The 25,448-nt window shown below is 69.9% G+C and carries 23 protein-coding genes; 11 read left to right on the top strand and 12 right to left on the bottom strand.

The window, feature by feature from the left end; all coding sequences use genetic code 11:
- Positions 1-3: 3 nt before the first annotated feature.
- From AB0G47_RS03685 to AB0G47_RS03670, 4 genes are all read right to left on the bottom strand, one after another.
- On the bottom strand, positions 4-321 hold the full coding sequence (locus AB0G47_RS03685; RefSeq protein ID WP_360763639.1) for a non-heme iron oxygenase ferredoxin subunit: 318 nt from the start codon (positions 319-321) through the stop codon (positions 4-6).
- On the bottom strand, positions 318-1,499 hold the full coding sequence (sufD, locus tag AB0G47_RS03680) for a Fe-S cluster assembly protein SufD (RefSeq protein WP_360763637.1): 1,182 nt from the start codon (positions 1,497-1,499) through the stop codon (positions 318-320). Before sufD ends, AB0G47_RS03685 begins: the two co-directional genes overlap by 4 nt.
- A 64-nt stretch (positions 1,500-1,563) precedes the next feature.
- Positions 1,564-2,985 carry a Fe-S cluster assembly protein SufB gene (gene sufB / locus AB0G47_RS03675; protein ID WP_266868326.1) on the bottom strand — a complete coding sequence of 474 codons (1,422 nt, stop codon included), beginning with the start codon at positions 2,983-2,985 and terminating at the stop codon, positions 1,564-1,566.
- Positions 2,982-3,713, bottom strand: a complete 732-nt coding sequence (locus tag AB0G47_RS03670) for a metalloregulator ArsR/SmtB family transcription factor (RefSeq protein WP_360763635.1) — start codon at positions 3,711-3,713, stop codon at positions 2,982-2,984. Before AB0G47_RS03670 ends, sufB begins: the two co-directional genes overlap by 4 nt.
- Before the next feature lie 161 nt (positions 3,714-3,874).
- Between AB0G47_RS03670 and AB0G47_RS03665 the strand changes: the two genes are divergently transcribed.
- The 4 genes from AB0G47_RS03665 to AB0G47_RS03650 all read left to right on the top strand — a co-directional run bounded on the left by AB0G47_RS03665 (position 3,875) and on the right by AB0G47_RS03650 (position 7,498).
- Positions 3,875-4,687 (top strand): AAC(3) family N-acetyltransferase, encoded by an 813-nt coding sequence (locus AB0G47_RS03665; RefSeq protein ID WP_360763634.1) that lies wholly within the window; start codon positions 3,875-3,877, stop codon positions 4,685-4,687.
- Positions 4,688-4,733: 46 nt separating this feature from the next.
- Positions 4,734-5,660, top strand: a complete 927-nt coding sequence (locus AB0G47_RS03660; protein WP_360763632.1) for an ABC transporter ATP-binding protein — start codon at positions 4,734-4,736, stop codon at positions 5,658-5,660.
- Positions 5,657-6,427, top strand: a complete 771-nt coding sequence (locus AB0G47_RS03655; protein WP_360763631.1) for an ABC transporter permease — start codon at positions 5,657-5,659, stop codon at positions 6,425-6,427. The genes AB0G47_RS03660 and AB0G47_RS03655 overlap by 4 nt, the downstream gene beginning before the upstream one ends.
- 63 nt (positions 6,428-6,490) lie before the next feature.
- Complete coding sequence (locus AB0G47_RS03650; RefSeq protein ID WP_360763629.1) at positions 6,491-7,498, top strand: COX15/CtaA family protein; 1,008 nt, start codon at positions 6,491-6,493, stop codon at positions 7,496-7,498.
- Between the two features lie 6 nt (positions 7,499-7,504).
- Here AB0G47_RS03650 and AB0G47_RS03645 read toward each other — a convergent pair whose 3' ends face one another.
- The 3 genes from AB0G47_RS03645 to AB0G47_RS03635 all read right to left on the bottom strand — a co-directional run bounded on the left by AB0G47_RS03645 (position 7,505) and on the right by AB0G47_RS03635 (position 10,091).
- Positions 7,505-8,593: an amidohydrolase family protein gene (locus AB0G47_RS03645; protein ID WP_360763628.1), complete on the bottom strand. Its 1,089-nt coding sequence runs from the start codon at positions 8,591-8,593 to the stop codon at positions 7,505-7,507.
- A 101-nt stretch (positions 8,594-8,694) separates the two neighbouring features.
- Positions 8,695-9,042, bottom strand: coding sequence for a hypothetical protein (locus AB0G47_RS03640; RefSeq protein ID WP_360763627.1), 348 nt, complete (start codon positions 9,040-9,042; stop codon positions 8,695-8,697).
- Between the two features lie 95 nt (positions 9,043-9,137).
- Positions 9,138-10,091 (bottom strand): heme o synthase, encoded by a 954-nt coding sequence (locus AB0G47_RS03635; RefSeq protein ID WP_360763961.1) that lies wholly within the window; start codon positions 10,089-10,091, stop codon positions 9,138-9,140.
- A 400-nt stretch (positions 10,092-10,491) separates the two neighbouring features.
- Here AB0G47_RS03635 and tkt point away from each other — a divergent pair, with 400 nt between their 5' ends.
- From tkt to pgl, 5 genes are read left to right on the top strand one after another with little or no spacing between them, the layout of a single operon-like run.
- The gene (gene tkt, locus AB0G47_RS03630; protein WP_360763625.1) at positions 10,492-12,585 is read left to right on the top strand and encodes a transketolase; all 2,094 of its coding nucleotides are present in this window, start codon (positions 10,492-10,494) and stop codon (positions 12,583-12,585) included.
- Between the two features lie 34 nt (positions 12,586-12,619).
- On the top strand, positions 12,620-13,738 hold the full coding sequence (tal, locus tag AB0G47_RS03625; RefSeq protein WP_360763623.1) for a transaldolase: 1,119 nt from the start codon (positions 12,620-12,622) through the stop codon (positions 13,736-13,738).
- Complete coding sequence (gene zwf / locus AB0G47_RS03620) at positions 13,735-15,267, top strand: glucose-6-phosphate dehydrogenase (RefSeq protein WP_360763959.1); 1,533 nt, start codon at positions 13,735-13,737, stop codon at positions 15,265-15,267. The genes tal and zwf overlap by 4 nt, the downstream gene beginning before the upstream one ends.
- Positions 15,264-16,307: a glucose-6-phosphate dehydrogenase assembly protein OpcA gene (gene opcA, locus AB0G47_RS03615; protein WP_360763621.1), complete on the top strand. Its 1,044-nt coding sequence runs from the start codon at positions 15,264-15,266 to the stop codon at positions 16,305-16,307. Before zwf ends, opcA begins: the two co-directional genes overlap by 4 nt.
- Positions 16,304-17,083 carry a 6-phosphogluconolactonase gene (gene pgl / locus AB0G47_RS03610; RefSeq protein WP_360763619.1) on the top strand — a complete coding sequence of 260 codons (780 nt, stop codon included), beginning with the start codon at positions 16,304-16,306 and terminating at the stop codon, positions 17,081-17,083. The genes opcA and pgl overlap by 4 nt, the downstream gene beginning before the upstream one ends.
- A 115-nt stretch (positions 17,084-17,198) precedes the next feature.
- Here the strand turns inward: pgl and AB0G47_RS03605 are convergent, their stop codons facing one another.
- From AB0G47_RS03605 to AB0G47_RS03585, 5 genes are all read right to left on the bottom strand, one after another.
- Positions 17,199-18,122 (bottom strand): carbohydrate ABC transporter permease, encoded by a 924-nt coding sequence (locus tag AB0G47_RS03605; RefSeq protein ID WP_360763617.1) that lies wholly within the window; start codon positions 18,120-18,122, stop codon positions 17,199-17,201.
- Positions 18,119-19,471, bottom strand: a complete 1,353-nt coding sequence (locus AB0G47_RS03600; protein WP_360763615.1) for an ABC transporter permease subunit — start codon at positions 19,469-19,471, stop codon at positions 18,119-18,121. Before AB0G47_RS03600 ends, AB0G47_RS03605 begins: the two co-directional genes overlap by 4 nt.
- Positions 19,472-19,476: 5 nt before the next feature.
- A complete protein-coding gene (locus tag AB0G47_RS03595; RefSeq protein WP_360763613.1) occupies positions 19,477-20,799 on the bottom strand; it encodes an ABC transporter substrate-binding protein in 1,323 nt (440 codons plus the stop codon).
- A gap of 55 nt (positions 20,800-20,854) precedes the next feature.
- On the bottom strand, positions 20,855-22,522 hold the full coding sequence (locus tag AB0G47_RS03590; protein WP_360763611.1) for a glycoside hydrolase family 13 protein: 1,668 nt from the start codon (positions 22,520-22,522) through the stop codon (positions 20,855-20,857).
- A gap of 255 nt (positions 22,523-22,777) precedes the next feature.
- Positions 22,778-24,043: an ABC transporter substrate-binding protein gene (locus AB0G47_RS03585; protein ID WP_360763609.1), complete on the bottom strand. Its 1,266-nt coding sequence runs from the start codon at positions 24,041-24,043 to the stop codon at positions 22,778-22,780.
- A 124-nt stretch (positions 24,044-24,167) separates the two neighbouring features.
- Between AB0G47_RS03585 and AB0G47_RS03580 the strand changes: the two genes are divergently transcribed.
- Positions 24,168-24,683 carry a PadR family transcriptional regulator gene (locus AB0G47_RS03580; protein WP_360763608.1) on the top strand — a complete coding sequence of 172 codons (516 nt, stop codon included), beginning with the start codon at positions 24,168-24,170 and terminating at the stop codon, positions 24,681-24,683.
- The gene (locus AB0G47_RS03575; RefSeq protein WP_360763606.1) at positions 24,680-25,447 is read left to right on the top strand and encodes an ABC transporter ATP-binding protein; all 768 of its coding nucleotides are present in this window, start codon (positions 24,680-24,682) and stop codon (positions 25,445-25,447) included. The genes AB0G47_RS03580 and AB0G47_RS03575 overlap by 4 nt, the downstream gene beginning before the upstream one ends.
- The last annotated feature ends 1 nt before the right edge of the window (position 25,448 follow it).

Genomic DNA, 25,448 nt, shown 5'->3' with positions numbered 1-25,448 from the left:
GCCTCAGGACTCCTGGGTGACGGAGACGAGCACATCGTCCCCTTCGATCTTTACGGGGTATACGGGGACGGGGCGCGTCGCGGGAAGGCCGGACGGCTTGCCGGTGCGGAGGTCGAATGCGGAGCCGTGCAGCCAGCACTCGATCTGACAGTCCTCCACCTCTCCCTCGGAGAGGGAGACGTTCGCGTGCGAGCAGATGTCGTAGATCGCGAACACCTCGCCCTCGGTGTGGACGACCGAGACCGGCGTGCCGTCGAGTTCCACCCGCTTCGGGGTGTCCTCCGACAGCTCGCTCAGGCCACAGGCGCGTACGAATGTCATGCGACCGACGCCTCCAGCTCCTCTTCGATCTTGGCGAGGAGGCGCTCTTCGATGTCGGGCAGGCCGATCTGCTGGATCAGCTCGGCGAAGAATCCACGGACGACCAGGCGGCGCGCCTCGTCCTCCGGGATACCGCGCGACTGCAGGTAGAAGAGCTGCTCGTCGTCGAAGCGGCCGGTCGCCGATGCGTGGCCCGCGCCGACGATCTCGCCGGTCTCGATCTCGAGGTTCGGCACGGAGTCGACGCGGGCGCCGTCGGTCAGAACCAGGTTGCGGTTCATCTCGTACGTGTCCGTGCCCTCGGCCGCGGCCTCGATGAGGACGTCGCCGATCCACACCGCGTGGGCGTCCTGGCCCTGGAGCGCGCCCTTGTAGACGACGTTCGACTTGCAGTGCGGCTGGTTGTGGTCGACCAGGAGGCGGTGCTCCTGGTGCTGGCCGGCGTCGGTGACGTACAGACCGATGAGCTCGGCCTCGCCGCCCGTGCCCGCGTACTCGACGCGGGGGTGCAGGCGGACGACGTCGCCGCCGAAGGTCACGACGACCGACTTGAAGGAGGCGTCCCGGCCGATCAGCGCGTTGTGCTGCGCGACGTGCACGGCCTTGTCGTCCCAGTCCTGGACGGAGACGACGGTCAGCTTGGCGCCGTCGCCCAGGATGTAGTCGACGTTGCCCGCGAGCACGGCGTCACCGGTGTGGTCGATGACGACGAGGGCCTCGGCGAAGGCACCGAGCTCGATCACCTGGTGCGCGAAGGCGGTGCCGCCCTCGCCATGGACCGCGATCCGGATCGGCTCGGTGAGCACCGTCTCCTTGGGGACGGTCACGACCGAGGCCTTCTCGAAGGACGAGTACGCCTGCGCGGCGACGCGGTCGACGGGCTTGCCCGCCTTGCCCACGCGCGCGTCGTCCCGGCCGACGGTCTCCTGGGTCACGCCCGCCGGCGCCGTCACCTCGACGCGGATGCCGCCGGTGGCGACCGCCGTGCCGTCGTGCAGCCCGCGAAGGCGCTCGAGCGGCGTGAACCGCCACTCCTCCTCACGGCCGTGCGGCACCGGGAAGTCCGCCACGTCGAAGGACGGGGGCGCGCTCATACGGGTGGCGACGGTGGACTCGGCGGCCACCGCGATGGATCCGGCGGTGGTGGATCCCACCGGGATGTTCTGAGCCTCAGCCATGGCTGTCGTCGTGCTCTCTCTCTGCGTAAGAAGTCTGCTCGCTGCTACGGGGACGCGGCCGGTCTTAACCGACCGAGCCCTCCATCTGCAGCTCGATCAGCCGGTTCAGCTCCAGGGCGTACTCCATGGGCAGCTCCTTGGCGATCGGCTCGACGAAGCCGCGGACGATCATCGCCATGGCCTCGAACTCGGTCATGCCGCGGCTCATCAGGTAGAAGAGCTGGTCGTCGGAGACCTTGGAGACGGTCGCCTCGTGACCCATGGAGACGTCGTCCTCGCGGACGTCGACGTACGGGTACGTGTCCGAGCGGGAGATCGTGTCGACGAGCAGCGCGTCACAGAGCACGTTCGACTTCGATCCGGCGGCGCCCTCACCGATCTCGACGAGACCGCGGTAGGAGGTGCGGCCACCGCCACGCGCCACGGACTTCGAGACGATGTTGGAGGACGTGTTCGGCGCCATGTGGACCATCTTGGAACCGGCGTCCTGGTGCTGCCCCTCGCCCGCGAAGGCGATGGAGAGGGTCTCACCCTTGGCGTGCTCACCCATGAGGTAGACAGCCGGGTACTTCATCGTCACCTTGGAGCCGATGTTGCCGTCGATCCACTCCATGGTCGCGCCCTCGTACGCCACGGCGCGCTTGGTGACCAGGTTGTAGACGTTGTTCGACCAGTTCTGGATCGTCGTGTAGCGGCAGCGGCCGCCCTTCTTGACGATGATCTCGACGACCGCGGAGTGCAGCGAGTCCGACTTGTAGATCGGCGCGGTGCAGCCCTCGACGTAGTGAACGTAGGCGTCCTCGTCCACGATGATCAGGGTCCGCTCGAACTGGCCCATGTTCTCCGTGTTGATGCGGAAGTAGGCCTGGAGCGGGATCTCGACGTGCACGCCCTTGGGGACGTAGATGAACGAGCCGCCGGACCAGACGGCCGTGTTCAGCGAAGCGAACTTGTTGTCGCCGACGGGGATGACGGTCCCGAAGTACTCCTTGAAGAGCTCCGGGTGCTCCTTCAGCGCCGTGTCGGTGTCCAGGAAGATGACGCCCTGCTCCTCCAGGTCCTCACGGATCTGGTGGTAGACGACCTCGGACTCGTACTGGGCCGCGACACCGGCGACGAGGCGCTGCTTCTCCGCCTCGGGGATGCCGAGCTTGTCGTACGTGTTCTTGATGTCCTCGGGCAGGTCCTCCCAGGACTCCGCCTGCTTCTCCGTGGAGCGCACGAAGTACTTGATGTTGTCGAAGTCGATGCCGGACAGGTCCGAGCCCCAGTTGGGCATGGGCTTCTTGTCGAAGAGGCGCAGGCCCTTGAGGCGGAGCTTGGTCATCCACTCCGGCTCGGACTTCTTGGCCGAGATGTCCCGGACGACGTCCTCGTTGATGCCGCGCTTGGCAGAGGCACCAGCCGCGTCGGAGTCGGCCCAGCCGTATTCGTACGTACCCAGACCCTCGAGTTCGGGGTGGGCAGTCTCCGTGGGGAGAGTCATGCGGGGTTCCTCCCGGCCGTGCTTGCAGATGCGTTAACAGTGGTCTCTGGGGGTTGTGCGGTGTTGCGGGGAATGAACGTCGTGCAGACGCCGTCGCCGTGGGCGATGGTGGCGAGCCGCTGGACATGCGTTCCGAGCAGGACGGAGAAGATCTCCGTCTCCGCCTCGCACAGTTGCGGGTACTGCTCGGCGACATGAGCGACGGGGCAGTGGTGCTGGCACAGCTGCTCGCCTACCGGCGCGCTGCGCGCCGTAGCAGCGTACCCGTCGCGGGTCAACGCCTTCGCAAGAGCCTCGGTGCGCTGCTCCGGAGGTGCCGCGTCGATCGCCTTGCGGTAGGCCTCCGCCTGGGAGGCGACCCGCTCGCGGGCGAATTCGACGACCGCTCCCTCGCCGTGCCGCTCGCCGATCCAGCGCAGGGCGTCGGCGGCGAGCTTGTCGTAGGACTGGTCGAAGGCGTCCCGGCCGCAGTCCGTCAGGGCGAAGACCTTGGCGGGGCGCCCGCGGGTACGCGTGCCGTAGACGCGCTGCTCGCGGGGCTCGACCACGTTCTCGTGGACGAGGGTGTCGAGGTGCCTGCGTACGGCTGCCTGGGTGAGCCCGAGGCGCTTCGCGAGGTCCGCGACGGTGGACGGGCCGTGATCCAGGACGGAGCGCGCGACCCGGTTGCGCGTAGACCGCTCCCCGGTCGCGAGTTCCTCCTGCGGAGCCTCGCCAACGTTTTTCACAACGCCATTGTTGCGTAATTCCTCAGAGCCTGACAACCCGCGTCCGGATCACGGTCCGGTGCGCTGCGTCACTTAGGCATACCTAAGCTGACCTGCGGAAATGATCACTGATCGATCAAATAGGTGGCGGCCCGAAGCGGGCCCGAGGACACTCTCAAACCATGCCCACACCCCCTCCGACCGGCCCTTTGTGTACGCGGACGTCTCTTGCCGCCGACCTCCGCGAGCTCGGCGTACGGCCCGGCGAGACCCTCCTCGTGCACTCCTCGCTCAGCGCGCTCGGCTGGGTCAGCGGCGGCCAGATCGCCGTCGTGCAATCACTGCTCGACGCCCTGGGCGAAATCGGCACGCTGGTGGTCCCCGCGCAGTCCAGCGACAACTCGGACCCCGCCGAGTGGGAGAACCCTCCCGTGCCCGAGTCCTGGTGGCCCGAGATCCGCGCGTCCATCCCCGCGTACGACCCGCGCACCGCGCCCACCCGGGGCGTCGGCGTGATCCCCGAGACCGTGCGGACCTGGCCCGGAGCCGTCCGCAGCGCACACCCGCAGACCTCCTTCGCGGCGATCGGCCCGCGCGCGGCGGCCCTCATGGACGGGCACGCGCTCGACTGCCGCCTGGGCGAGCGCAGCCCGCTGGCCCGCCTCGAAGAGGTGCACGCGCGCGTGCTGCTGCTCGGCGCCGGCTTCGACTCCTGCACCTCCTTCCACCTGGCCGAGTACCGGATCCCCGCCCCCGAGGTCGAGAATTCCTTCGCGGTCATGACCCCCGAGGGCCGCCGGTGGACGACGGTGCGCGAGCGCTCCATCTCCGATGAGCGTTTCGACGAGCTCGGCGCGGACTTCGAGCGGGACAGGCCGGTCGTGCGGGGCAAGGTCGGTGCCGCGACGGCACGGCTCTTCCCCGTCGCCGATGCGGTCGCGTACGCCGAGCGGTGGCTTGACATCCACCGCTCGCGGGCCGAGTTCGCCGGGTAGCAGCCCCCTGCCCACGGCCCGTCTCCCCCTCTCTAGACTTCCCGCCATGGGAACTGAGTCCGTCGTCCAGGTCACCGGCCTGGTCAAGCGGTACGGCAAGAAGACCGCGGTGGACGGGCTCGACCTCCGGGTCCGCGCGGGCACCGTCACCGCCGTCCTCGGGCCGAACGGCGCCGGGAAGACCACCACGATCGAGACCTGTGAGGGTTACCGCAGGCCGGACGCGGGCACGGTCCGCGTCCTCGGCCTCGACCCGGTCACGCAGGCCGCGGCCCTGCGCCCCCGCATCGGCGTGATGCTGCAGTCCGGCGGCGTCTACTCCGGCGCCCGCGCCGACGAGATGCTGCGGCACGTGGCGAAGCTGCACGCAGGCCCCCTGGACGTGGGCGCGCTGATCGAGCGCCTTGGCCTGGAGAGCTGCGGCCGCACCACCTACCGGCGGCTCTCCGGCGGCCAGCAGCAGCGCCTCGCACTCGCGATGGCCGTGGTCGGCCGGCCCGAACTTGTCTTCCTGGACGAGCCCACCGCGGGCCTCGACCCGCAGGCACGCCGGGCCACCTGGGATCTCGTACGCGATCTGCGCCGCGACGGAGTCTGCGTCATCCTCACCACGCATCACATGGACGAGGCCGAGGAGCTCTCCGACGACGTCGCGATCATCGACGCGGGCAAGGTCATCGCCGAGGGCAGCCCCGAGGAGCTGTGCCGCGGCGGCGCCGAGAACACCCTGCGCTTCACCGGGCGCCCGGGACTCGACGTCGCCTCCCTGCTCAAGGCGCTGCCGCCGGACTCGGCGGCCGCCGAACTCACCCCCGGCGCCTACCGCGTGAGCGGCACGGTCGACCCCCAGCTGCTCGCCACCGTCACCTCCTGGTGCGCCCAGCACGGCGTGATGCCGGAGAAGATCGCCGTCGAACGCCACACCCTGGAAGACGTCTTCCTGGAGCTCACAGGCAAGGAGCTGCGCGGATGAGCGCCGCCGGTACGTACGCACCGAAGCCGGGCGCCGCCCCGCTCCCCCGCATGATCGCCGCGCAGGCGGCGCTCGAGACGAAGATGCTGCTGCGCAACGGCGAGCAGCTGCTCCTCACGGTCGTGATCCCGACCCTGCTGCTCGTGCTGTTCAGCGCGGTCGACATCGTCGACACGGGCGAGGGCAAGGCCGTCGACTTCCTCGCGCCCGGCATCCTCGCGCTCGCCGTGATGTCGACGGCGTTCACCGGGCAGGCCATCGCGACGGGCTTCGAGCGGCGCTACGGCGTGCTCAAGCGGCTCGGTGCCTCGCCGCTGCCCCGCTGGGGCCTGATGGCGGCCAAGACCCTCTCGGTCCTGGTCACCGAGGTCCTGCAGATCGTGCTGCTCACGGTCATCGCCTTCGCGCTGGGCTGGTCGCCGCAGGGCAGCCCCGTCTCCGTACTCCTCCTCCTGATCCTCGGCACCGCGGCCTTCTCCGGGCTCGGCCTGCTGATGGCGGGGACCCTGAAGGCGGAGGCGACGCTCGCCGCCGCGAACCTCGTCTTCCTGCTCCTGCTCGTGGGCGGCGGCGTCATCGTGCCGCTCGACAAGTTCCCGGACGCCGCCCAGTCGGTACTCGGTCTGCTGCCCATCTCGGCGCTCTCGGACGGGCTTCGGGACGTGCTCCAGCACGGCGCGGGCATGCCGTGGGGCGACCTCGCGATCCTTGCCGTGTGGGCGGTCGTGGGGCTCGGCGCGGCGGCGAAGTTCTTCCGCTGGGAGTAACCGCCGTCACAGATACGCCGCTTACGTCCCCCTCGTGAAGGCGTGCACAAGCGGCCCCCTACGATGGGGCCCGTGCCAAACGTGACCCGAGCCGACGTCGCTCAAGCCGTGCGCAACCCGCTCGCCTTCATCGCTGAACGCTGGACCCCGCAGCAGCGGACCGTCCGGCGCGCGGCGATGATCTCGCTCGTGATGACGGTGGGCATCGTGGTCACCGGCGGCGCCGTCCGCCTGACCGGCTCGGGCCTCGGCTGCCCGACCTGGCCCAAGTGCACGGACGACTCCCTGACCGCGACCAGCGAGATGGGCATCCACGGCTACATCGAGTTCGGCAACCGCATGCTGGCGTATGTGCTCAGCGCGGCCGTCGGCTGGGCCATCATCGCGGCGCGCTCCCAGAAGCCGATGCGGCGCAGCCTCACCCGGCTCGGCTGGATCCAGTTCTGGCTGGTCATGAGCAACGCCGTGCTCGGCGGCATCGTGGTCCTCGTCGGCCTGAACCCGTGGACGGTCGCGGCACACTTCCTGCTCTCCTCCGCCCTGATCGCGGTCGCCGTCACGATGTGGCAGCGCACCCGCGAGGGCGACGCCGAGCCGCGCCCGCTGGTCGGCAGGGCCGTGACACAGCTGGTGTGGTTCCTGATCGTGACGTCCGGTCTGCTGATCGCCGTGGGCACGGTCGTGACCGGCTCGGGGCCGCACGCGGGCGACTCCAGCGAGGTGCCGCGGATGGGCTTCGACTGGGAGACGGTCAGCAAGGTGCACGCGGTCCTCGCCTGGATCGTGGTGACGCTGACGTTCGCCCTGTGGTTCGTCCTCAAGGCCGTCGACGCGCCCAAGGGCCCGCTGCACCGCACCCGCGATCTGTTCCTGATCCTCCTTGCCCAGGGCGGCATCGGCTACGTCCAGTACTTCACGGACCTGCCCGAGGTCCTGGTGGGCCTGCACATGCTCGGCTCGTGCCTGGTGTGGATCTGCGTGATGAGGGTGCTCCTCTCGCTGCGCGAGCGCCCGCTGACCGCGGTGGAGGTCCCGGCGCAGGCCGACGACTCCCGCCTGTCGGCGGTCTGACGGGCCTCAGCCCTCCGAAAGCCCGTACACACGGCGGGCGTTGCCCGACGCGACGAGCCCCGCCACCCGCTGTGCGTCCGCAAGGGACCACGCCCCGTCCGCGACCCAGCCACCGAGCACCCTGCCCAGCGCCTCCCTGAACAGCCGCGCGCCCACCACGTGCAGCTCGGGAAGCCCGTGCGCGCCGCTGGAGAACAGCACCTTGCCGAACGGCGCCAGCTCCAGGATCTCCGCGAGCACGGCCGCCGCGCGGGCGCCGGTGCGCACCAGCGCGGGGCCCAGATCGGCGTACACGTGCGGGAAGTCGCCCGCGAGGTGGGCGGCGCCCCGGTGGTAGGGGTAGCCGTGCAGCAGTACGAGATCGGTGCCGAGCCCCGCGGTCGCCCGCGCGAAGCCGCCGAAGTACGCCTGCGGGTCGCCGGCCCCCGCGTGCAGCTGCAGCGGGCGCCCCGACGCGACGGCGATCCACAGCAGATGCCTCAGCAGTACGGGGTCCCCGAGGGCGCCGCCCACCTGCCGCCCCGAGAGCCAGCGGCCCGCGGCGCCCCGCACCTCCCCCGGGCCCGGCGGTTCGGGCGTCAGGGCGAGACCGTGCCGGACGCCGGCGACGGAGGTGAAGGCGACGGCGCCCGCGGCCGCCGCGTGCACGGACTCGGCAAGATTGGCGAGGAACGAATCGACGGTGCCGGAGGTGTCGGCCACCTGTTCGGCCAGTAATTCGAGGCGGACGATCTCGTGCGCCTCGGCCGCACCGGTGGAGGCCATCTCACCGGGCCCGGTGAGATCACCCGGCAGCCCGGTGTCGACGAGATACGTCGTGATGCCGCTGCCCTGCAACAGCCGCCGGGCCGCTTCCAGTACGCCCAGTTCGCGACGGCGGGCCAGATAGCGGGCGGGCGGGCAGTGCGGTTCGAGGCCGAGCAGCGGCGGGCACCAGCGGCGTACCGCGAAGCCCGCCTGGGTGTCGAAGAAGGTGGTGCCGGGCGCGGGCGGGCCCCCGCCGCGGCCGAGGTGGGCCTCGAAGGTGCCGAGGCCCAGCTCCGTGCGCAGCACGCCATGGCAGTACTGGTCCACCAGGGACGGCGTTTCGATCATCCGGGCTCCCGGTAGACGGACCGTGCTCCTACGGTCCTAACGGGTCACCCGGGCCTCAGGTGTTGCTTTCGGCCAGTCTGTACGACATCGGCCGCGATCCGTCAGCCGTTGCTCGGGCCGCCGAGCTGAATGCCCGCCATGCGCGTCCACTCGTAGGGCCCGGTCTTCACCTTGGCCGCGAACTCGCCGTCGAAGTTCTCGTGGACGGTGATCCCGGCCTTCTCCACGGCGCTCTGCGCGATGGCGTAGGTGGGCGCCACCAGGTCGCCCCACCCACCGTCCTCACCGACGAGAACGATCCGGGTGCCCTCGTGCCCGATGTACGCGACCTGCCCCTCGGCACCGCCGTGCGCCCGCGCGAAGGCCCCGATCTCCTTGGCCAGCTTGGCCGCCTTCCGCTCGGCCTTCGCGGCCTGCTTGCTGTCGTCCACCTGCTGCGTGTCTGCCATGGGCAGGATGCTACCGACGGGTAGATCAACTGGCGACGGGCGGGGTACGTGGCGTTCAACACCACGTACCCCGCCCGTCGGCGAAGCCTTGAAAGTCAGCGCAGGAAGGGGTCCACCGCGACCGCCACGAACAGCAGCGAGACGTAGGTGATCGACCAGTGGAAGAGCCGCATCTCCTTGAGCTTGCCGCCCGTGACCTCGGCCTTGGCGCGGGTCTGCAGGCCGTGTGCCTCCCACAGCCAGAAGCCGCCGGACAGCAGGGCGACCGCGGTGTAGAACCAGCCGGTGTAGCCGAGCGGCTGCAGCAGCAGGGACACGGCGACCATGACCCAGCTGTAGAGGACGATCTGGCGGGCGACCACCTTGTTCGACGCGATGACCGGCAGCATCGGGACGCCCACGCGTGCGTAGTCCTCCTTGACCTTCATGGACAGCGGCCAGTAGTGCGGCGGCGTCCAGAAGAACATGACAAGGAAGAGGATGACCGGCGCCCACGACATGGAGTTGGTGACCGAGGACCAGCCGATGAGGACCGGCAGACAGCCCGCGATGCCGCCCCAGACGATGTTCTGCGAGGTGCGGCGCTTCAGGATCATCGTGTAGACGACCACGTAGAAGAGCAGTGCGCCCAAGGAGAGCCAGGCCGAGAGCCAGTTGACGGCCAGGCCGAACAGGAGCGTGGAGATCACCGCGAGCGAGATGCCGAAGACCAGGCACTCGCGGGGGCTCACCATGCCGGTGACCAGGGGCCGTTGCGACGTACGGTCCATCAGCGCGTCGATGTCGCGGTCGATGTACATGTTCAGCGCGTTGGCACCGCCCGCGGAGAGGTAGCCGCCGACGCAGGTCAGCAGGACCAGCCACAGGTCGGGCACACCCTGCTCGGCGAGGAACATCACCGGAACGGTGGTGATCAGGAGGAGCTCGATGATCCGCGGCTTGGTCAGCGCCACGAACGCCATGACACGGGCCCCGAACGGCCGGTGGCTTGGGCTTGAGCTCGTCCCAATTGCTCCCGCTGGACGGGATTCAACGGCCGTCACGCACACCCCTGACAGAGACTTCCCAGCAAGCCACTTCGGAAGTTCGGACATGAAGATCCGGTAAAGGCTCGCGCGTACCACGCCACTGTAGACGTTGCCCATACCTCGCCCTTCGCGGGGGTGGGGTCGTGTTGAGCGGCGTGTTGGGTACCCGGGAAACACCCGGGAACACGGTGCGACACCCGTTCAGATGAGCGGCCCGGCACTCGTTCATACAGTCCATCTGAGCGGCTTCGACTTCACATGGTGAACAGCGTGGATCCCTTTCGGGAGGCGGATCCCGGCGCACCCCGGCAGTCTGGAATGACTCGAAAAAATGCACGTCTTCACAGCGGTAGGCTCGACATCGGCCGGTGGGATCTCCATCGCCGGCATTCGACATTTTGGAGAGGAGCCCTGACTCAGGGTGAGCACCAAGCCGACCACCACTGACCTCGAGTGGACCGAACTGGACCAGCGGGCTGTCGACACCGCCCGCGTCCTGGCCGCCGACGCCGTACAGAAGGTCGGCAACGGCCATCCGGGTACGGCCATGAGCCTCGCGCCTGCCGCGTACACCCTCTTCCAGAAGGTGATGCGGCACGACCCCGCGGACGCCGAGTGGACCGGGCGCGACCGGTTCGTTCTTTCCGCGGGCCACTCGTCACTGACCCTTTACATCCAGCTCTACCTGGCCGGCTTCGGCCTGGAGCTCGATGATCTGAAGGCGTTCCGCACCTGGGGTTCGAAGACCCCCGGCCACCCGGAGTACGGGCACACCACGGGCGTGGAGACGACGACGGGCCCGCTGGGCCAGGGCGTCGCGAACGCCGTGGGCATGGCGATGGCCGCCCGTTACGAGCGTGGCCTGTTCGACCCGGAGGCCGCCGAGGGCGAGTCGCCGTTCGACCACTACATCTACGCGATCGCGGGCGACGGCTGCCTCCAGGAGGGCATCTCCTCGGAGGCGTCCTCGCTGGCCGGGCACCAGAAGCTCGGCAACCTCGTGCTGCTGTGGGACGACAACCACATCTCCATCGAGGGCGACACGGAGACGGCCGTCTCCGAGGACACGATGAAGCGGTACGAGGCCTACGGCTGGCACGTCCAGCGCGTGGAGCCCAAGGAGAACGGCGACCTCGACCCGGCCGCCCTGTACCGGGCGATCCAGGCCGCGAAGGCGGTGACGGACAAGCCGTCCTTCATCGCGATGCGCTCGATCATCGCCTGGCCCGCGCCGAACGCGCAGAACACCGAGGCCGCGCACGGCTCGGCGCTCGGCGCCGACGAGGTCGCGGCCACCAAGCGCGTCCTCGGCTTCGACCCGGAGCAGAGCTTCGAGGTCGCCGACGAGGTCCTCGCGCACGCCCGCGAGGCGCTCGACCGCGGCCGTGACGCCAAGGCCGAGTGGGAGAAGGGCTTCGCCGCCTGGCGCACCGCTTCCCCGGAGCGCGCCGCGGAGTTCGACCGCATCGCCGCGGGCGAGCTGCCGGCCGGCTGGGAGGAGAAGCTCCCGGTCTTCGAGGCGGGCAAGGGTGTCGCGACGCGTGCCGCGTCCGGCAAGGTCCTCCAGGCGCTCGGCGCGGTCGTGCCCGAGCTGTGGGGCGGCTCCGCCGACCTCGCGGGCTCGAACAACACGACGATCGACAAGACGTCGTCGTTCCTCCCGGCGGACAACCCGCTGCCGGAGGCCGACCCGTACGGCCGCACGATCCACTTCGGCATCCGTGAGCACTCCATGGCCGCGGAGATGAACGGCATCGCGCTGCACGGCAACACCCGCATCTTCGGCGGCACCTTCCTGGTGTTCTCCGACTACATGCGCAACGCCGTCCGTCTGTCCGCGCTGATGCACCTGCCGGTGACGTACGTGTGGACGCACGACTCCGTCGGCCTCGGCGAGGACGGCCCGACGCACCAGCCGGTCGAGCACCTGGCATCGCTGCGCGCCATCCCGGGCCTGAACGTGGTCCGCCCGGCGGACGCGAACGAGACCGCCGTCGCCTGGCGCGAGATCCTCAAGCGCTACACCAAGGTGTTCGGCAAGGGCGCCCCGCACGGCCTCGCGCTGACCCGTCAGGGCGTGCCGACGTACGACCGCGAGGTCACCGAGGGCGCGGCCAAGGGCGGTTACGTCCTGTTCGAGGCCGACGGCGGCAAGCCCGAGGTCGTCCTCATCGGCACCGGCTCCGAGGTGCAGCTCGCCGTCGAGGCGCGCGAGCAGCTGCAGGCCGCCGGCGTTCCGACGCGCGTCGTCTCGATGCCGTCGGTCGAGTGGTTCGAGGAGCAGACCCAGGAGTACCGCGACAGCGTCCTTCCGCCTTCGGTGAAGGCGCGCGTGGCGGTCGAGGCGGGCATCGGCCTGACCTGGCACCGCTTCGTGGGTGACGCCGGCCGCATCGTTTCGCTGGAGCACTTCGGCGCTTCGGCCGACGGCAAGGTGCTCTTCCGCGAGTTCGGCTTCACTGCCGAGGCTGTGGCCGCCGCCGCGCGGGAATCGATCGACGCCGCTCAGCGCTGACGCCGACATACGACCAAGTAGGAGATGTAATCCCATGACAGACGCACTCAAGCGCCTCTCCGACGAAGGCGTCGCGATCTGGCTGGACGACCTGTCGCGCAAGCGGATCACGTCCGGCAACCTCGCCGAACTGATCGACCAGAGCCACGTGGTGGGTGTCACGACGAACCCGTCGATCTTCCAGAAGGCGATCAGCAGCGGTGACGGCTACGAGCAGCAGCTCGCCGACCTCGCCGCCCGCAAGGTCACCGTCGAAGAGGCCATCCGCATGATCACGACGGCGGACGTCCGTGACGCCGCCGACATCCTGCGCCCGGTCTTCGACGCGACGGGCGGCCAGGACGGCCGCGTGTCCATCGAGGTCGACCCGCGCCTGGCGCACAACACCGAGGCGACGGTCGCCGAGGCCAAGCAGCTCGCCTGGCTGGTGGACCGCCCGAACACCCTCATCAAGATCCCGGCGACCAAGGCGGGCCTGCCCGCGATCACCGAGGTCATCGGCAAGGGCATCAGCGTGAACGTGACGCTGATCTTCTCCCTCGAGCGCTACCGCGAGGTCATGGCCGCGTACCTGGCGGGCCTGGAGAAGGCGAAGGCCGCGGGCCTGGACCTCTCCAAGATCCACTCGGTGGCGTCCTTCTTCGTGTCCCGCGTGGACACCGAGATCGACAAGCGCCTGGACGGCCTGGGCACCGACGAGGCCAAGGCCCTCAAGGGCAAGGCCGCGCTCGCCAACGCGCGTCTGGCCTACGAGGCGTACGAGGACGTCTTCTCCTCGGACCGCTGGGCCGCGCTCGACAAGGCGCAGGCCAACAAGCAGCGTCCGCTGTGGGCCTCGACCGGCGTCAAGGACCCGGCGTACAAGGACACCCTGTACGTCGACGACCTGGTCGCGCCGAACACGGTGAACACCATGCCGGAGGCCACCCTGGAGGCCACCGCGGACCACGGCCGGATCACGGGCAACACCGTGGCCGGCACGTACGACGCGTCGCGCGGCGAGATCGAGGCCGTCGAGAAGCTCGGCATCAGCTACGACGACGTCGTGCAGCTTCTGGAGGACGAGGGCGTCGACAAGTTCGAGGCGTCCTGGAACGACCTGCTCAAGTCCACCGAGGCGGAGCTCAAGCGCCTCACCCCTTCGGAGGGCTGACCATCTTGTCAAGCAGCAATCCGCTGCGTGACGCCGCAGACCGACGGCTCCCGCGTATCGCGGGGCCGTCGGGCCTGGTCATCTTTGGCGTCACGGGCGATTTGTCCCGTAAAAAGCTGATGCCCGCTGTCTATGACCTCGCCAACCGAGGCCTTCTTCCGCCGGGCTTTTCCCTGATCGGTTTCGCCCGGCGCGAGTGGCAGGACGAGGACTTCGCGCAGGAGGTGCACGACGCGGTCAAGCAGCACGCGCGCACCCCCTTCCGCGAGGAGGTCTGGCAGCAGCTCATCCAGGGCATGCGCTTCGTCCAGGGCAACTTCGACGACGACACCGCCTTCGAGCAGCTCAAGGCCACCATCCAGGACCTCGACAAGGCGCAGGGCACGGGCGGCAACTTCGCCTTCTACCTGTCCGTACCGCCGAAGTTCTTCCCGGACGTCGTCCAGCAGCTCAAGAAGCACGGGCTCGCGGACGCCCCCGAGGGGTCCTGGCGGCGCGCGGTCATCGAGAAGCCGTTCGGGCACAACCTGGCGTCCGCCCAGGAGCTCAACTCGATCGTGCACGAGGTGTTCGACCCGGACCAGGTGTTCCGGATCGACCACTACCTCGGCAAGGAGACCGTCCAGAACATCCTGGCGCTGCGCTTCGCCAACCAGATGTTCGAGCCGATCTGGAACCGGTCGTACGTGGACCACATTCAGATCACCATGGCCGAGGACATCGGCATCGGCGGCCGCGCCGGCTACTACGACGGCATCGGCGCCGCCCGTGACGTCATCCAGAACCACCTCCTCCAGCTGATGGCGCTGACCGCGATGGAGGAGCCCGCCTCCTTCGACGCGGATGCGCTCGTCGCCGAGAAGGCGAAGGTGCTCGGCGCCGTCCGGCTGCCCAAGGACCTCGGCGAGAGCACGGTCCGCGGGCAGTACGCGGCGGGCTGGCAGGGCGGCGAGAAGGCCGTCGGCTATCTCCAGGAAGACGGCATCGACCCCAAGTCGAAGACCGACACCTACGCGGCCATCAAGCTGGAGGTGGACAACCGCCGCTGGGCGGGCGTCCCCTTCTACCTGCGCACGGGCAAGCGCCTGGGCCGTCGCGTCACGGAGATCGCGGTCGTCTTCCAGCGCGCCCCGCACTCCCCCTTCGACCACACGGCGACCGAGGAGCTCGGGCAGAACGCGATCGTCATCCGCGTCCAGCCCGACGAGGGCATCACGGTCCGCTTCGGCTCCAAGGTGCCGGGTACGTCGATGGAGATCCGCGACGTGTCCATGGACTTCGCGTACGGCGAGTCCTTCACCGAGTCCAGCCCCGAGGCGTACGAGCGCCTGATCCTGGACGTCCTGCTCGGCGACGCCAACCTCTTCCCGCGCACGGAGGAGGTCGAGCTGTCCTGGAACATCCTCGACCCGATCGAGGAGTACTGGGACAAGCACGGCAAGCCCGCGCAGTACCCGGCAGGCACCTGGGGCCCGACCGAGGCGGACGAAATGCTCGCACGAGACGGACGGAGCTGGCGTCGGCCATGAAGATCGACCTTACGGACACCACGTCCAGCAAGATCAACAAGGCGCTCGTGCAGGGCCGCCGCGCGATCGGCACCCCGGCCGTCGGCATGGTCCTCACCCTCGTCATCGTCACCGACGAGGAGAACGCCTACGACTCCCTGAAGGCCGCCAACGACGCGTCGCGCGAGCACCCCTCGCGCACCCTGGTCGTCATCCGGCGCGCCGCGCGCTCGCCGCGTGACCGCACGTCGTCGCGGCTGGACGCCGAGGTGCGGGTGGGCGTCGAGGCGGGCACCGGCGAGACGGTGATCCTGCGGCTGTACGGCGAGGTCATCAACCACGCCCAGTCGGTCGTCCTGCCGCTGCTGCTTCCCGACGCCCCCGTGGTCGTCTGGTGGCCGGTGAACGCACCGCTCGACCCGTCCAACGACCCGCTGGGCTCGCTGGCCCAGCGCCGCGTCACGGACACCTACGCCGCGGAGCAGCCGATCCACGAGCTGGCCGCGCGCGCCGAGGCGTACCACCCCGGCGACACGGACCTGTCCTGGACCCGGATCACGCCGTGGCGCTCGATGCTCGCGGCCGCCCTTGACCAGGTCACCTGCAAGGTCACGTCGGTCGAGGTGGAGGGCGAGGAGTTCAACCCGAGCTGTGAGCTGCTCGCGATGTGGCTCGCGGACCGCCTCGACGTCCCCGTGAAGCGTTCGATCTCGACGGGCCCGGGCCTGACCGGCGTACGCATGGACACCGACTGCGGTCCCATCGTGCTCGGCCGCTCCGACGGCTCGCTCGCGACGCTCTCCGTCCAGGGGCAGCCCGACCGCGCGGTGGCGCTCAAGCGCCGCGAGACGGCCGAGCTGATCGCCGAGGAGCTGCGCCGGCTCGACCCGGACGACACCTACGCGTCCGCGCTGAAGTTCGGCGTGGAGCGGCTCGGTGAGCCGGCGAAGCCGACGGCGGTGAACGCGGCCGAGCAGCCCCCCGGCGAGCAGTCCGCCGACGAGCCGAAGAAGGCCGCCCCGGCGAAGAAGGCCCCGGCCAAGAAGGCGGCGGCGAAGTGAGCGCGGCCCCGCAGCTGGTCGTGCACCGCGACAAGGAACTGATGGCGCAGGCCGCGGCGGCCCGCCTCATCACGAAGATCGTCGACGCGCAGTCCGCCCGCGGCTACGCGTCGGTGGTCCTCACCGGCGGCCGCAACGGCAACGGCCTGCTTGCGGCGCTCAGTTCGGCCCCGGCGAAGGACGCGGTCGACTGGTCGTGCCTCGACCTGTGGTGGGGCGACGAGCGCTTCCTGCCGGACGGCGACCCGGAGCGCAACTACACCCAGGCCAAGGAGGCGCTGCTCGACTCGGTGCCGCTCAACCCGGCCCGGGTGCATCCGATGCCCGCCTCGGACGGCGTGTACGAGGCGGACGCCGCCGCGGCGCAGTACGCCGCCGAGCTCTCCGCGGCGGCGGGGCCCGAGGACCACGGTCCGGTGCCGACGTTCGACGTGCTGATGCTGGGCGTCGGCCCGGACACCCATGTCGCCTCGCTCTTCCCGGAGCTGCCCGCGGTCCGTGAGACGGAGCGCACGGTGGTCGGCGTGCACGGCGCGCCCAAGCCGCCGCCCACCCGCATCACGCTCACCCTCCCGGCGATCCGGGCGGCCCGCGAGGTGTGGCTGCTCGCGGCGGGCGAGGACAAGGCGAACGCCGCGGCGATCGCCCTGTCGGGCGCGGGCGAGGTGCAGGCTCCGGCTGCCGGTGCGTACGGCAGGTCGCGCACCCTGTGGCTGCTCGACGCGGCGGCGGCCTCGCAGCTGCCGCGCGATCTGTATCCGCCGGCTTCGCCCTGACGGTGGCGACGACGCACGCGCCGCGGCCCGGTCCTCCTCGTGGAGACCGGGCCGCGGCGCGTTGTGCGTACGGGCAACTCCCGCATGTATACGGGTAACTCCCGCACATGCAGGCTCACTTGACCGAGCCCGCCATCACCCCCTGCACGAAGTGCCGCTGGAACGCGAAGAACACGACCACCGGGACGACCAGCGAGAGAAACGCGCCGGGCGCGAGCACATCGATGTTGCTGCCGAACTGCCGGATCTGCGACTGCAGTTCCACGGTCAGCGGCTGCGAGGCACTGTCGGCGAAGAGCAGCGCCACCAGCATGTCGTTCCACACCCAGAGGAACTGGAAGATGGCCAGGCTCGCGATGGCAGGACGCCCCACCGGCAGCACGAGCCGCGTGAAGATCCGCCACTCCGTGCCGCCGTCCATCCGGGCCGCCTCCAGCATCTCCTTCGGCATCTCGGCGAAGTAGTTGCGCAGCAGGAAGATGGCGAACGGCAGTCCGTAGGCGACGTGGAAGAGCACCACGCCCGGGATGGTGCCGAAAAGCCCCAGCTCACCGAAGAGTTTGGCCACCGGAAGAAGGCCGATCTGCATCGGCACCACGAGCAGCGCCACCACGAGCAGGAACAGCGGGTCCCTGCCGGGGAACTCCAGCCAGGCGAAGGCGTACGCGGCGAGCGCCGCGATGACGACGACGAGGGCGGTGGCGGGCACCGAGATCAGGACGGTGTTCCAGAAGGCCTGCGTCATCCCGGCGTTGCCGAGCAGCGCCGAGTAGTTGTCGAAGGACAGCTGCGCCGGGCTGCTCAGGGATGTCCACCAGCCGCCGCTCGCGTTGTCCTGGGCGGAACGCAGCGAGGAGAGGAAGAGCCCGGCGAGCGGGGTGATCCAGACCAGGGCGACGACCACGAGGAACGCCTGGACCAGGCTGCTGCCGAGCCACCGGCCGATCCGGCCCTTGGGGCGGGGGCGCGGGGCGGGTGCGGCGGCCGCCGGTTCCTTGTCCGGCGCCGCGGCCTGCCGTTCGGGAGTGGTGACGGTCATGACTGACTCCTGCGGAAGCGGCGGACGTTGAACACCATGGCGGGGATCACCAGGAGCAGCAGGAGCATGCCGAGCGCGCTGCCGAGGCCCTGGTTGTTGCCGCCGCCGAAGGAGACCAGCCACATCTGGGTGGCGAGGACCGTGGCGTCCTCCTGCACGGGCCCCGGCGCGATGATGTAGACGAGGTCGAAGACCTTCATCACGTTGATCACCAGGGTCACGAAGACCACGGTGAGGACGGGCGCGAGCAGCGGCACGGTGATCCGGCGGAAGACCTGCCACTCACTGGCGCCGTCCATCCGGGCCGCCTCCAGTGCGTCGCGCGGCAGCGAGGCGAGCCCGGCGCCGATGAGCACCATGGCGAAGCCCGTCCAGATCCACAGATACGCGCCGATGATGGCGGGGGTGACGAGGGCGGGCCCCAGCCAGGAGACGCCTTCGTAGGGCGCGGCGAAGTTCTCCGCGGGCAGCCGCACGCTGTACGTCTCACCGGGGTCGAGGTCCGTGAAGCGGAAGGAGCCGTCGGCGCCGGTGGTGGCGCTCGCGACCGTCTTGCCGTCCCGCACCGCCTCGACCTGCATCTGCGGCAGTCCGCTCTCGGCCCGGTCCGTCTCGCCCTGCTTCCCTCCCCCGCCGGGCACGAAGTCCAGGTAGACGACACCGCGCAGCTCACTCGCGCCGGCCGTCCGCCCGGCCGCCGCGTACGCCGGCTCGGCGTCCTCGGGCAGGTCCTTGGGCGCGACGCCGACCAGGCCGAGACCGACCGTCTGGCCGGGAGACGCGGCGGCCGTCGTACGGTACGAGCCGTCGGCGCCCTTGGTCAGGCCCTGGCCGTCACGGGCACGCGCGGTCGGATAGGAGGAGGTGCCCTCGAAGGCGTCGTGCACGCCCACCACGGCGGCGTTCAGGACACCCTTCTCGGGGTCCTCGTCGTACGCGAGCCGGAAGATGATGCCCGCGGCGAGGAACGAGACCGCCATGGGCATGAAGAGCAGCAGCTTGAACGCGGTGGCCCAGCGGATCTTCTCGACCAGGACGGCGAGGATGAGCCCGAGTCCGGTGAGCAGCGTCGGGGCGATGACCACCCAGATGACGCTGTTGCGGATGGCCTTGAGCGTGGCCGGGTCGCGGAACATCTCGGCGTAGTTGTCGCCGCCGACGAACTCCGTGCCGGAGGCGTCGAAGAAGCTGCGTCCCGCCGAGAACAGCACGGGGTAGACGACGAGGGCGCCGAGCAGGAGCAGGGCGGGCAGCACGAAGACGACGGCGATGACCCGCCCGCGGCGCCTGCGCCGGGCGGCCTCGGTGGCGGCCGCGGGCCCGGCGGAGGTGGCGGAAGTGGCGGTCACGGCGATCAGCCCTTGTCGGCCTTGGCGGCCGCGGCCTCGAGCCGCCGCGCCGTGGCCTTCGGGTCCGACGGGTCGCGCAGGAAGTCCTGGAGGAGCTTCCACTCGCCCATTCCCTTGGTGCCGCCGAAGGCCGCGGGGGCCTGGTCGGACATGTCGAAGCGGACCGAATCACCGGCGCCGACAAGGGACTTGGCGGTGTCGCGGGACACGTCGTCGCCGTACGACGCGAGGTCGACCTTCTTGTTCGGGGAGAGGAAACCGCCCGCCTCGGCCCACACCGCCGCCGCCTCGGGGGTCGCCAGGTACTCCAGGAACTTCATGGCCCCCTCCTGGTTCTTGCCGTCCTTCAGGACGACCGCGGCGTCACCGCCGCTGACCACGGGCGCCTTGCCGCCGTCGACCGCGGGGAAGGGGAAGAAGTCGGCGTCCGTACCGATCTTCTTGTCGAACTGGTCCTTGGCGACACCGGCCACGAAGTCGCCCTCGTAGACCATGCCCGCCTTGGGCTCGGGCCCGAAGACCTTCTCGACGGAGCCCGGGAAGTCGGTGCTCAGGGCCTCCTTGCGGCCGCCGGCGATCAGCTGCTCGTCCTTGAAGAGCTTGCCGAGGGTGGTGAGCGCGTCGACCACGGACGGATCGGTCCACTTGATCTTGTGCGCGGCGAGCTGGTCGTACTTCTCGGGCCCGGCCTGGGAGAGGTAGATGTTCTCGAACCAGTCGGTGAGGGTCCAGCCGTCCTGTCCCGCGACGGAGAAGGCGGCGAGCCCCGAGTCGGAGACCGTACCGCCCGCCTTGAGCATGTCCTCGTATGTCTTGGGTGTCTTGACGCCCGCCTGGTCGAGGGCGTCGGGGCTGTACCAGACGGTCGACTTGTGCGCGGCCTTGAAGTACAGGCCGTAGAGGGCGCCTTCGACGCTGCCGTACTTCTTCCACACGCTCGCGTAGTTGGTGTCGACGGCCTGCTCGGTCTTCTGGGACAGGGGCTTGAGCCAGCCCTTCTCGGCGAACTGCTTCAGGACGCCGACCTGCGGGACCATCACGACGTCGGGGGCGTTGCCGCCCTCGATCTTGCTTCCGACGACGGTGGAGACGTTGTCACCGGTGGAGACGAACTGGGCCTTGGCCCCGGTCTTCTCGCCGAAGGCGTCGAGCACCTTCTGGAAGTTCTTCTGCTCACTGCCGGACCAGACGCCGGCGACGGTGATCGTCTGGCCGTCCAGCGACTTGTCACCGCCACCGGCGCTGACGTCGCCACCGCCGCAGGCGGTGGCACCCATGGCCAGGGCGAGGGCGGTGCAGCTCGCGAGCGTGATACGTCGTCGCATCATCGTTGATGTCCCTTCGGGGGCAAAGGAGTTGACGGTCTGTTGGGTGGAGCGGATCTCAGGGGTTGGTGCAGTCGCTGATCCACCAGGCGGCGGTGGACCCGGGCAGGACGCCGGTCGGGCACGGACCGCTGGACAGGAGCGGGGCGCCGGAGACGGGCGCGGGCACCGGAGCCGTGCCGAAGTTGACCGCGCACACCAGGCCGTCGCCGCGCACGAAGGCGAGGACCCCGGGCGGCGTCTGCAGCCAGCGCAGCGCTCCCTCGCCCAACTGGGGCAGCCCGGCGCGCAGTTGGAGTCCGTCGCGGTAGAGGTGCCAGAAGGATCGGGTGTCGGCGAGCGCACGGTCGGTGGCGTGCTCGGCGAACCACGCGGGCTGCGGCAGCCACGGCTTGGCGCCCTCCGCCCCGGAGGTGAAGCCGAACGGCGACGCGTGCCCCGACCACGGCAGCGGCACCCGGCAGCCGTCGCGGATCCGGGCCCGGCTTCCGGTGCGGTGGAAGATCGGGTCGGTGAGCACCTCGTCGGGCAGATCGTCGACCTCGGGAAGGCCGAGCTCCTCGCCCTGGTAGATGTACGCGGCTCCGGGCAGCGAGAGCATGAGCAGCGCCGCGGCCCGGGCCCGGGTGGCGCCGAGGCCGCTGCCCTCGGTGCCGGACTCGCCGTACCGCGTGACCGTGCGGACCTGGTCGTGGTTGTTGAGCACCCAGGTGACCGTGGAGCCCGTGCCCGCGATGTCCCGCATCGCCTCGTCGATGACCTTGCGGAAGGCGTCCGCGTCCCAGGGCGCGCCCAGCAGGTCGAAGAAGAAGGCCTGGTGGAGTTCGTCGGGACGTACGTACTGGGCGTGTTCGCGGGCTGTCGGCACGGAGACCTCGCCGACGAGGAGGCGCTCGTGGCCGTCGCGCGCGGTGTACTCCTCGCACACCGCACGCCAGTGCCGCCACACGTCGTGCACCTCGGGCTGGTTCCAGGCGAGGGGGTTGACCGAGTCGCGGGTGCGGGCGTCGGCCTCGGGGTCCGGCGAGTCCGGCAGGTCGGGGTGCTTGAAGAGCCCGGCGGCCACATCGATGCGGAAGCCGTCGACGCCCCGGTCGAGCCAGAACCGCAGCGCGTGGTCGAAGTGGGCGCCGACCTCGGGGTTGCGCCAGTTCAGGTCCGGCTGCTCGGGCGTGAACATGTGCAGGTACCACTGGCCGGGGGTGCCGTCAGGATCGGTGACGCGGGTCCAGGCGGGGCCGCCGAACATGGCGTGCCAGTTGTTCGGCGGCTCCTCGCCCTGCGGGCCGCGGCCCTCGGCGAAGTGGAAACGGGCGCGCGCCGCGCTGCCGGGCTCCGCGGCGAGCGCCTCGCGGAACCAGTCGTGGTCACTGGAGCAGTGGTTGGGGACGATGTCCAGGAGCACCTTGACGCCCAGGCGCCGGGCGTCGGCCATCAGCAGGTCGAACTCGGCGAGGTTGCCGAAGATCGGGTCCACGTCGCAGTAGTCGGCGACGTCGTAGCCGTGGTCGCGCTGGGGCGAGGGATAGAAGGGGCTCAGCCAGATGCCGTCGACGCCGAGCTTCTTCAGATACGGCAGGCCCGCGCGGACCCCGGCGAGATCGCCGATGCCGTCACCGGTGCTGTCCAGGAAGCTGCGGACGTACACCTGATAGATCACCGCGTCCCGCCACCAGTGGTGCGGGTGGAGGCGCGCGAGGCCGTCGCCGGCCGGGACTGTGAGCATGACCCGTTGACCTGTCTACGTGAAGTGCTGGAAGTGCTGGAAGTGCCGAGAAAGCGCGCCGAAGTGCGCGAGGGGTGTGTGGCCGAGAGCCGACCGCGACCCGAGCGGTTATGCATGCATGTTAAGTAGACGTGTCGCAGGGGTGTCAACGAATAGACAGAAAGCTGCGGTGTATTGAGTCGATATGTCCGGAGTTTTTGGCACCCATGAGACCCCTGAGGCTCGCCTCAGATACCTAACATGTAACTAGGGCAGCTAGCGCGAGATCGCCGCAAGCTCCCGGGCGAGGCGCCGCACCGCCGCATCGGGCGACTGGTTCCCTGCCATGGCGTCATGCACGGCGGCCTGCACGGCCAGGCTCACCTGGTCGTAGCGGGGGCTCTTGGGGCGCGGCGCCGCCGCGAGCACGCTCGCGCGCAGCGTCGGCAGATACGGGAACTTCCGGATGAGACCGGGGTCCCGATAGAGCGCGGCCCGCACGGGCGGCAGCGCGCCCCGCGTGAGGACCTGCCGCTGCACCTTCTCGCCGGTGAGATACGCGAGAAGGCGGGCGGCGGAATCGGGGTGCCGCGCATGCGAGCTGACGGCGAGGTTCGAGCCCCCGAGCACACTCGTCCCCGGGCCATCGGCCCCCGGCAGCTGTACGGCGCCGACCTTCCCCGCGACCTCGGACTTCTCGCCGGACGCGCTGACGTACGCGTACGGCCAATTGCGCAGGAAGAGCAGCCGGCCGTCCTGGAAGGCCTGCCGGGACTCCTCTTCCTTGTACGTCAGGGCCTTCTTCGGGATCCAGCCCTCGCGCACCCCGCGGGCGAGGAACCCGATGCCCTCGCGGCCCGCCGTGGAGTTCACGGTGACGCGCTCGCCGTCGTCGCCGAGGATCGTGCCGCCCGCCGAGTAGACCGCCTCGGCGGCGTTCACGGTGAGCCCTTCGTAGGGGAGGAACTGGCCCGCGTATCCGTCGAGTCCGTGCTTGGGGGCGATGGTCTTCGCCGCCCGTTCGAGCTCGGCCCAGGTGCGCGGCGGCGCGATGCCCTCCTTGGCCAGGACGTCCTTGCGGTACAGGAGCAGCCCGGCGTTGGTGACGTAGGGAACCGCGTACAGCTTCCCGTCGTACGTCGCCGTGTCCACGACCGGCGGCAGGAAGCTCTTCAGCGGGAAGCTGTCGCGCCGCAGCGGGGCGATCCAGCCCGCGGCGGCGAACTCCGAGGTCCAGGCGACGTCGATGTTGAGCACGTCGAAGCGGCTGTTGCCCGAGCGCAGATCGGTGGTCATCTGCGCATGGGTCTCGTCGGCGGAGTCCGGGAGCTCGACGAGGGTGACCTTCTCGCCCGGGTGGGTGCGGTTCCAGCCCTCTAGCAGCGGTCCCAGATAGCCGGTGAGGTCGCCCGCGGTGGCCAGCGTGAGGGGGCCGCGTCCGTCGCCGGGTGCCGTGTCGGACCGGGTTCCCGATGCGACGTACCCGGACAGGATCACGGCGATGACCAGGAGTCCCCTACCCGCGGCACGTATCCACCGCATAGGTTCCTCCCTGTACACCGGCGCCCGGCACCTTCGCCATGCGTCAGGGGCCATGTATACCCGTTAGGTATGGGCGATACTAGGGCCTGGAGCACAATACGAGGATGCGAGGAGGAGAGCACGAGTGCGGCTGCCCCTCCTTGCTCTCCTGGCGCGAGGCCCGGCCCACGGCTACGAGCTCAAGCAGGACCTTGAGCAACTCCTCGGCTCCGCGTACCCTCAGCCGAACGTCGGCCAGATCTATGTGACGCTCGGCCGCCTCGAGAAGTCGGGACTGATCGAGGGCGAGGAAGTCGAGCAGTCGAGCCGGCCCAACAAGAAGATCTACCACCTCACCGACGCCGGGCGGGAAGCGCTGCACGCCTGGTACGAGGAGACGGCGGACGAGCCGCGGGTACGGGACGAGTTCTTCATGAAGCTCGCGCTCGCCCCACGGACCGGTCTCGCCGACCAGATCGCCCTGATCAACAAACAGCGGCGCCAGTACCTGAACACCATGCGCGATCTGTCGAAGCTGTCCGCGGCCGAGAACCGGGACAACCGCATATCCCAACTGCTGATCGAGGGCGCCATGCTGCATCTGCAGGCCGACCTCGACTGGCTCGAGCGCTGCCAGGAAGAGCTGGAGGAACTGGAGTGAACGACAGTCCCTCCGTGCCGTCTCCCGTGCCTCCCCTCCTCGAGGCCGATGGCCTGGTCAAGACCCACTACGGCGAGGGCGCACCCGCCCCTGCCGTACGCGGTGTCGATCTCTGCATACGGCAGGGCGAGTTCGTCGCCGTCACCGGGCCCTCCGGCGCCGGGAAGTCGACCCTGCTGCATCTGCTCGGCGGGCTCCAGCGGCCGGACAGCGGCAGCATCCGTCTCGACGGCGAGTCCACCGACTCCTACAGCGAGGCGCGCTGGGCGGTGGAGCGCCGGCGCCGGATCGGCATCGTCTTCCAGTTCTTCAACCTCGTGTCCAATCTGTCGGTCGCCGACAATGTGGAGCTGCCCGCGCTGCTCGCCGGGACCTCGCCGAAACAGGCGCGCGCCGAGCGCGAGGAGCTCCTGGCCGAGCTCGGCCTTCAGGGCAAGGAGCGCAGCATGCCGGGCGAGCTGTCCGGTGGCGAGCAGCAGCGCGTCGCGCTGGCCCGCGCCCTGGTCAACCACCCTTCCCTGCTCCTGGCCGACGAGCCCGCGGGCAGCCTGGACAGCAAGGGGACGCGCGAGGTGATGCGCCTGCTTTCCCGCTTCCACGGGCGCGGTCAGACGATTGTGCTCGTCACCCATGACGCACGGCTCGCGAGCTCCGCGGACCGCGTCATCAGCTTCTTCGACGGCCGGATCGCCGACGACGCCGAGCTCGGCGGCGCACTGCCGCGCGGCACCGGCATCTCCGGCGTGCTCGAACTGAAGGACTGAC

Source organism: Streptomyces sp. NPDC021622, assembly GCF_040640795.1.
Taxonomy (GTDB): domain Bacteria; phylum Actinomycetota; class Actinomycetes; order Streptomycetales; family Streptomycetaceae; genus Streptomyces.
The sequence above is the reverse complement of the archived record's forward strand: the minus strand, read 5'-3'. Positions and strand labels throughout refer to the sequence as shown.

Coding starts and splice junctions, on each gene's coding strand:
- AB0G47_RS03685 (WP_360763639.1), bottom strand. CDS start 321: ATGACATTCGTACGCGCCTGTGGCCTGAGCGAGCTGTCGGAGGACACC.
- sufD (WP_360763637.1), bottom strand. CDS start 1,499: ATGGCTGAGGCTCAGAACATCCCGGTGGGATCCACCACCGCCGGATCC.
- sufB (WP_266868326.1), bottom strand. CDS start 2,985: ATGACTCTCCCCACGGAGACTGCCCACCCCGAACTCGAGGGTCTGGGT.
- AB0G47_RS03665 (WP_360763634.1), top strand. CDS start 3,875: ATGCCCACACCCCCTCCGACCGGCCCTTTGTGTACGCGGACGTCTCTT.
- AB0G47_RS03660 (WP_360763632.1), top strand. CDS start 4,734: ATGGGAACTGAGTCCGTCGTCCAGGTCACCGGCCTGGTCAAGCGGTAC.
- AB0G47_RS03655 (WP_360763631.1), top strand. CDS start 5,657: ATGAGCGCCGCCGGTACGTACGCACCGAAGCCGGGCGCCGCCCCGCTC.
- AB0G47_RS03650 (WP_360763629.1), top strand. CDS start 6,491: ATGGGGCCCGTGCCAAACGTGACCCGAGCCGACGTCGCTCAAGCCGTG.
- AB0G47_RS03645 (WP_360763628.1), bottom strand. CDS start 8,593: ATGATCGAAACGCCGTCCCTGGTGGACCAGTACTGCCATGGCGTGCTG.
- AB0G47_RS03640 (WP_360763627.1), bottom strand. CDS start 9,042: ATGGCAGACACGCAGCAGGTGGACGACAGCAAGCAGGCCGCGAAGGCC.
- tal (WP_360763623.1), top strand. CDS start 12,620: ATGACAGACGCACTCAAGCGCCTCTCCGACGAAGGCGTCGCGATCTGG.
- opcA (WP_360763621.1), top strand. CDS start 15,264: ATGAAGATCGACCTTACGGACACCACGTCCAGCAAGATCAACAAGGCG.
- AB0G47_RS03605 (WP_360763617.1), bottom strand. CDS start 18,122: ATGACCGTCACCACTCCCGAACGGCAGGCCGCGGCGCCGGACAAGGAA.
- AB0G47_RS03595 (WP_360763613.1), bottom strand. CDS start 20,799: ATGATGCGACGACGTATCACGCTCGCGAGCTGCACCGCCCTCGCCCTG.
- AB0G47_RS03590 (WP_360763611.1), bottom strand. CDS start 22,522: ATGCTCACAGTCCCGGCCGGCGACGGCCTCGCGCGCCTCCACCCGCAC.
- AB0G47_RS03585 (WP_360763609.1), bottom strand. CDS start 24,043: ATGCGGTGGATACGTGCCGCGGGTAGGGGACTCCTGGTCATCGCCGTG.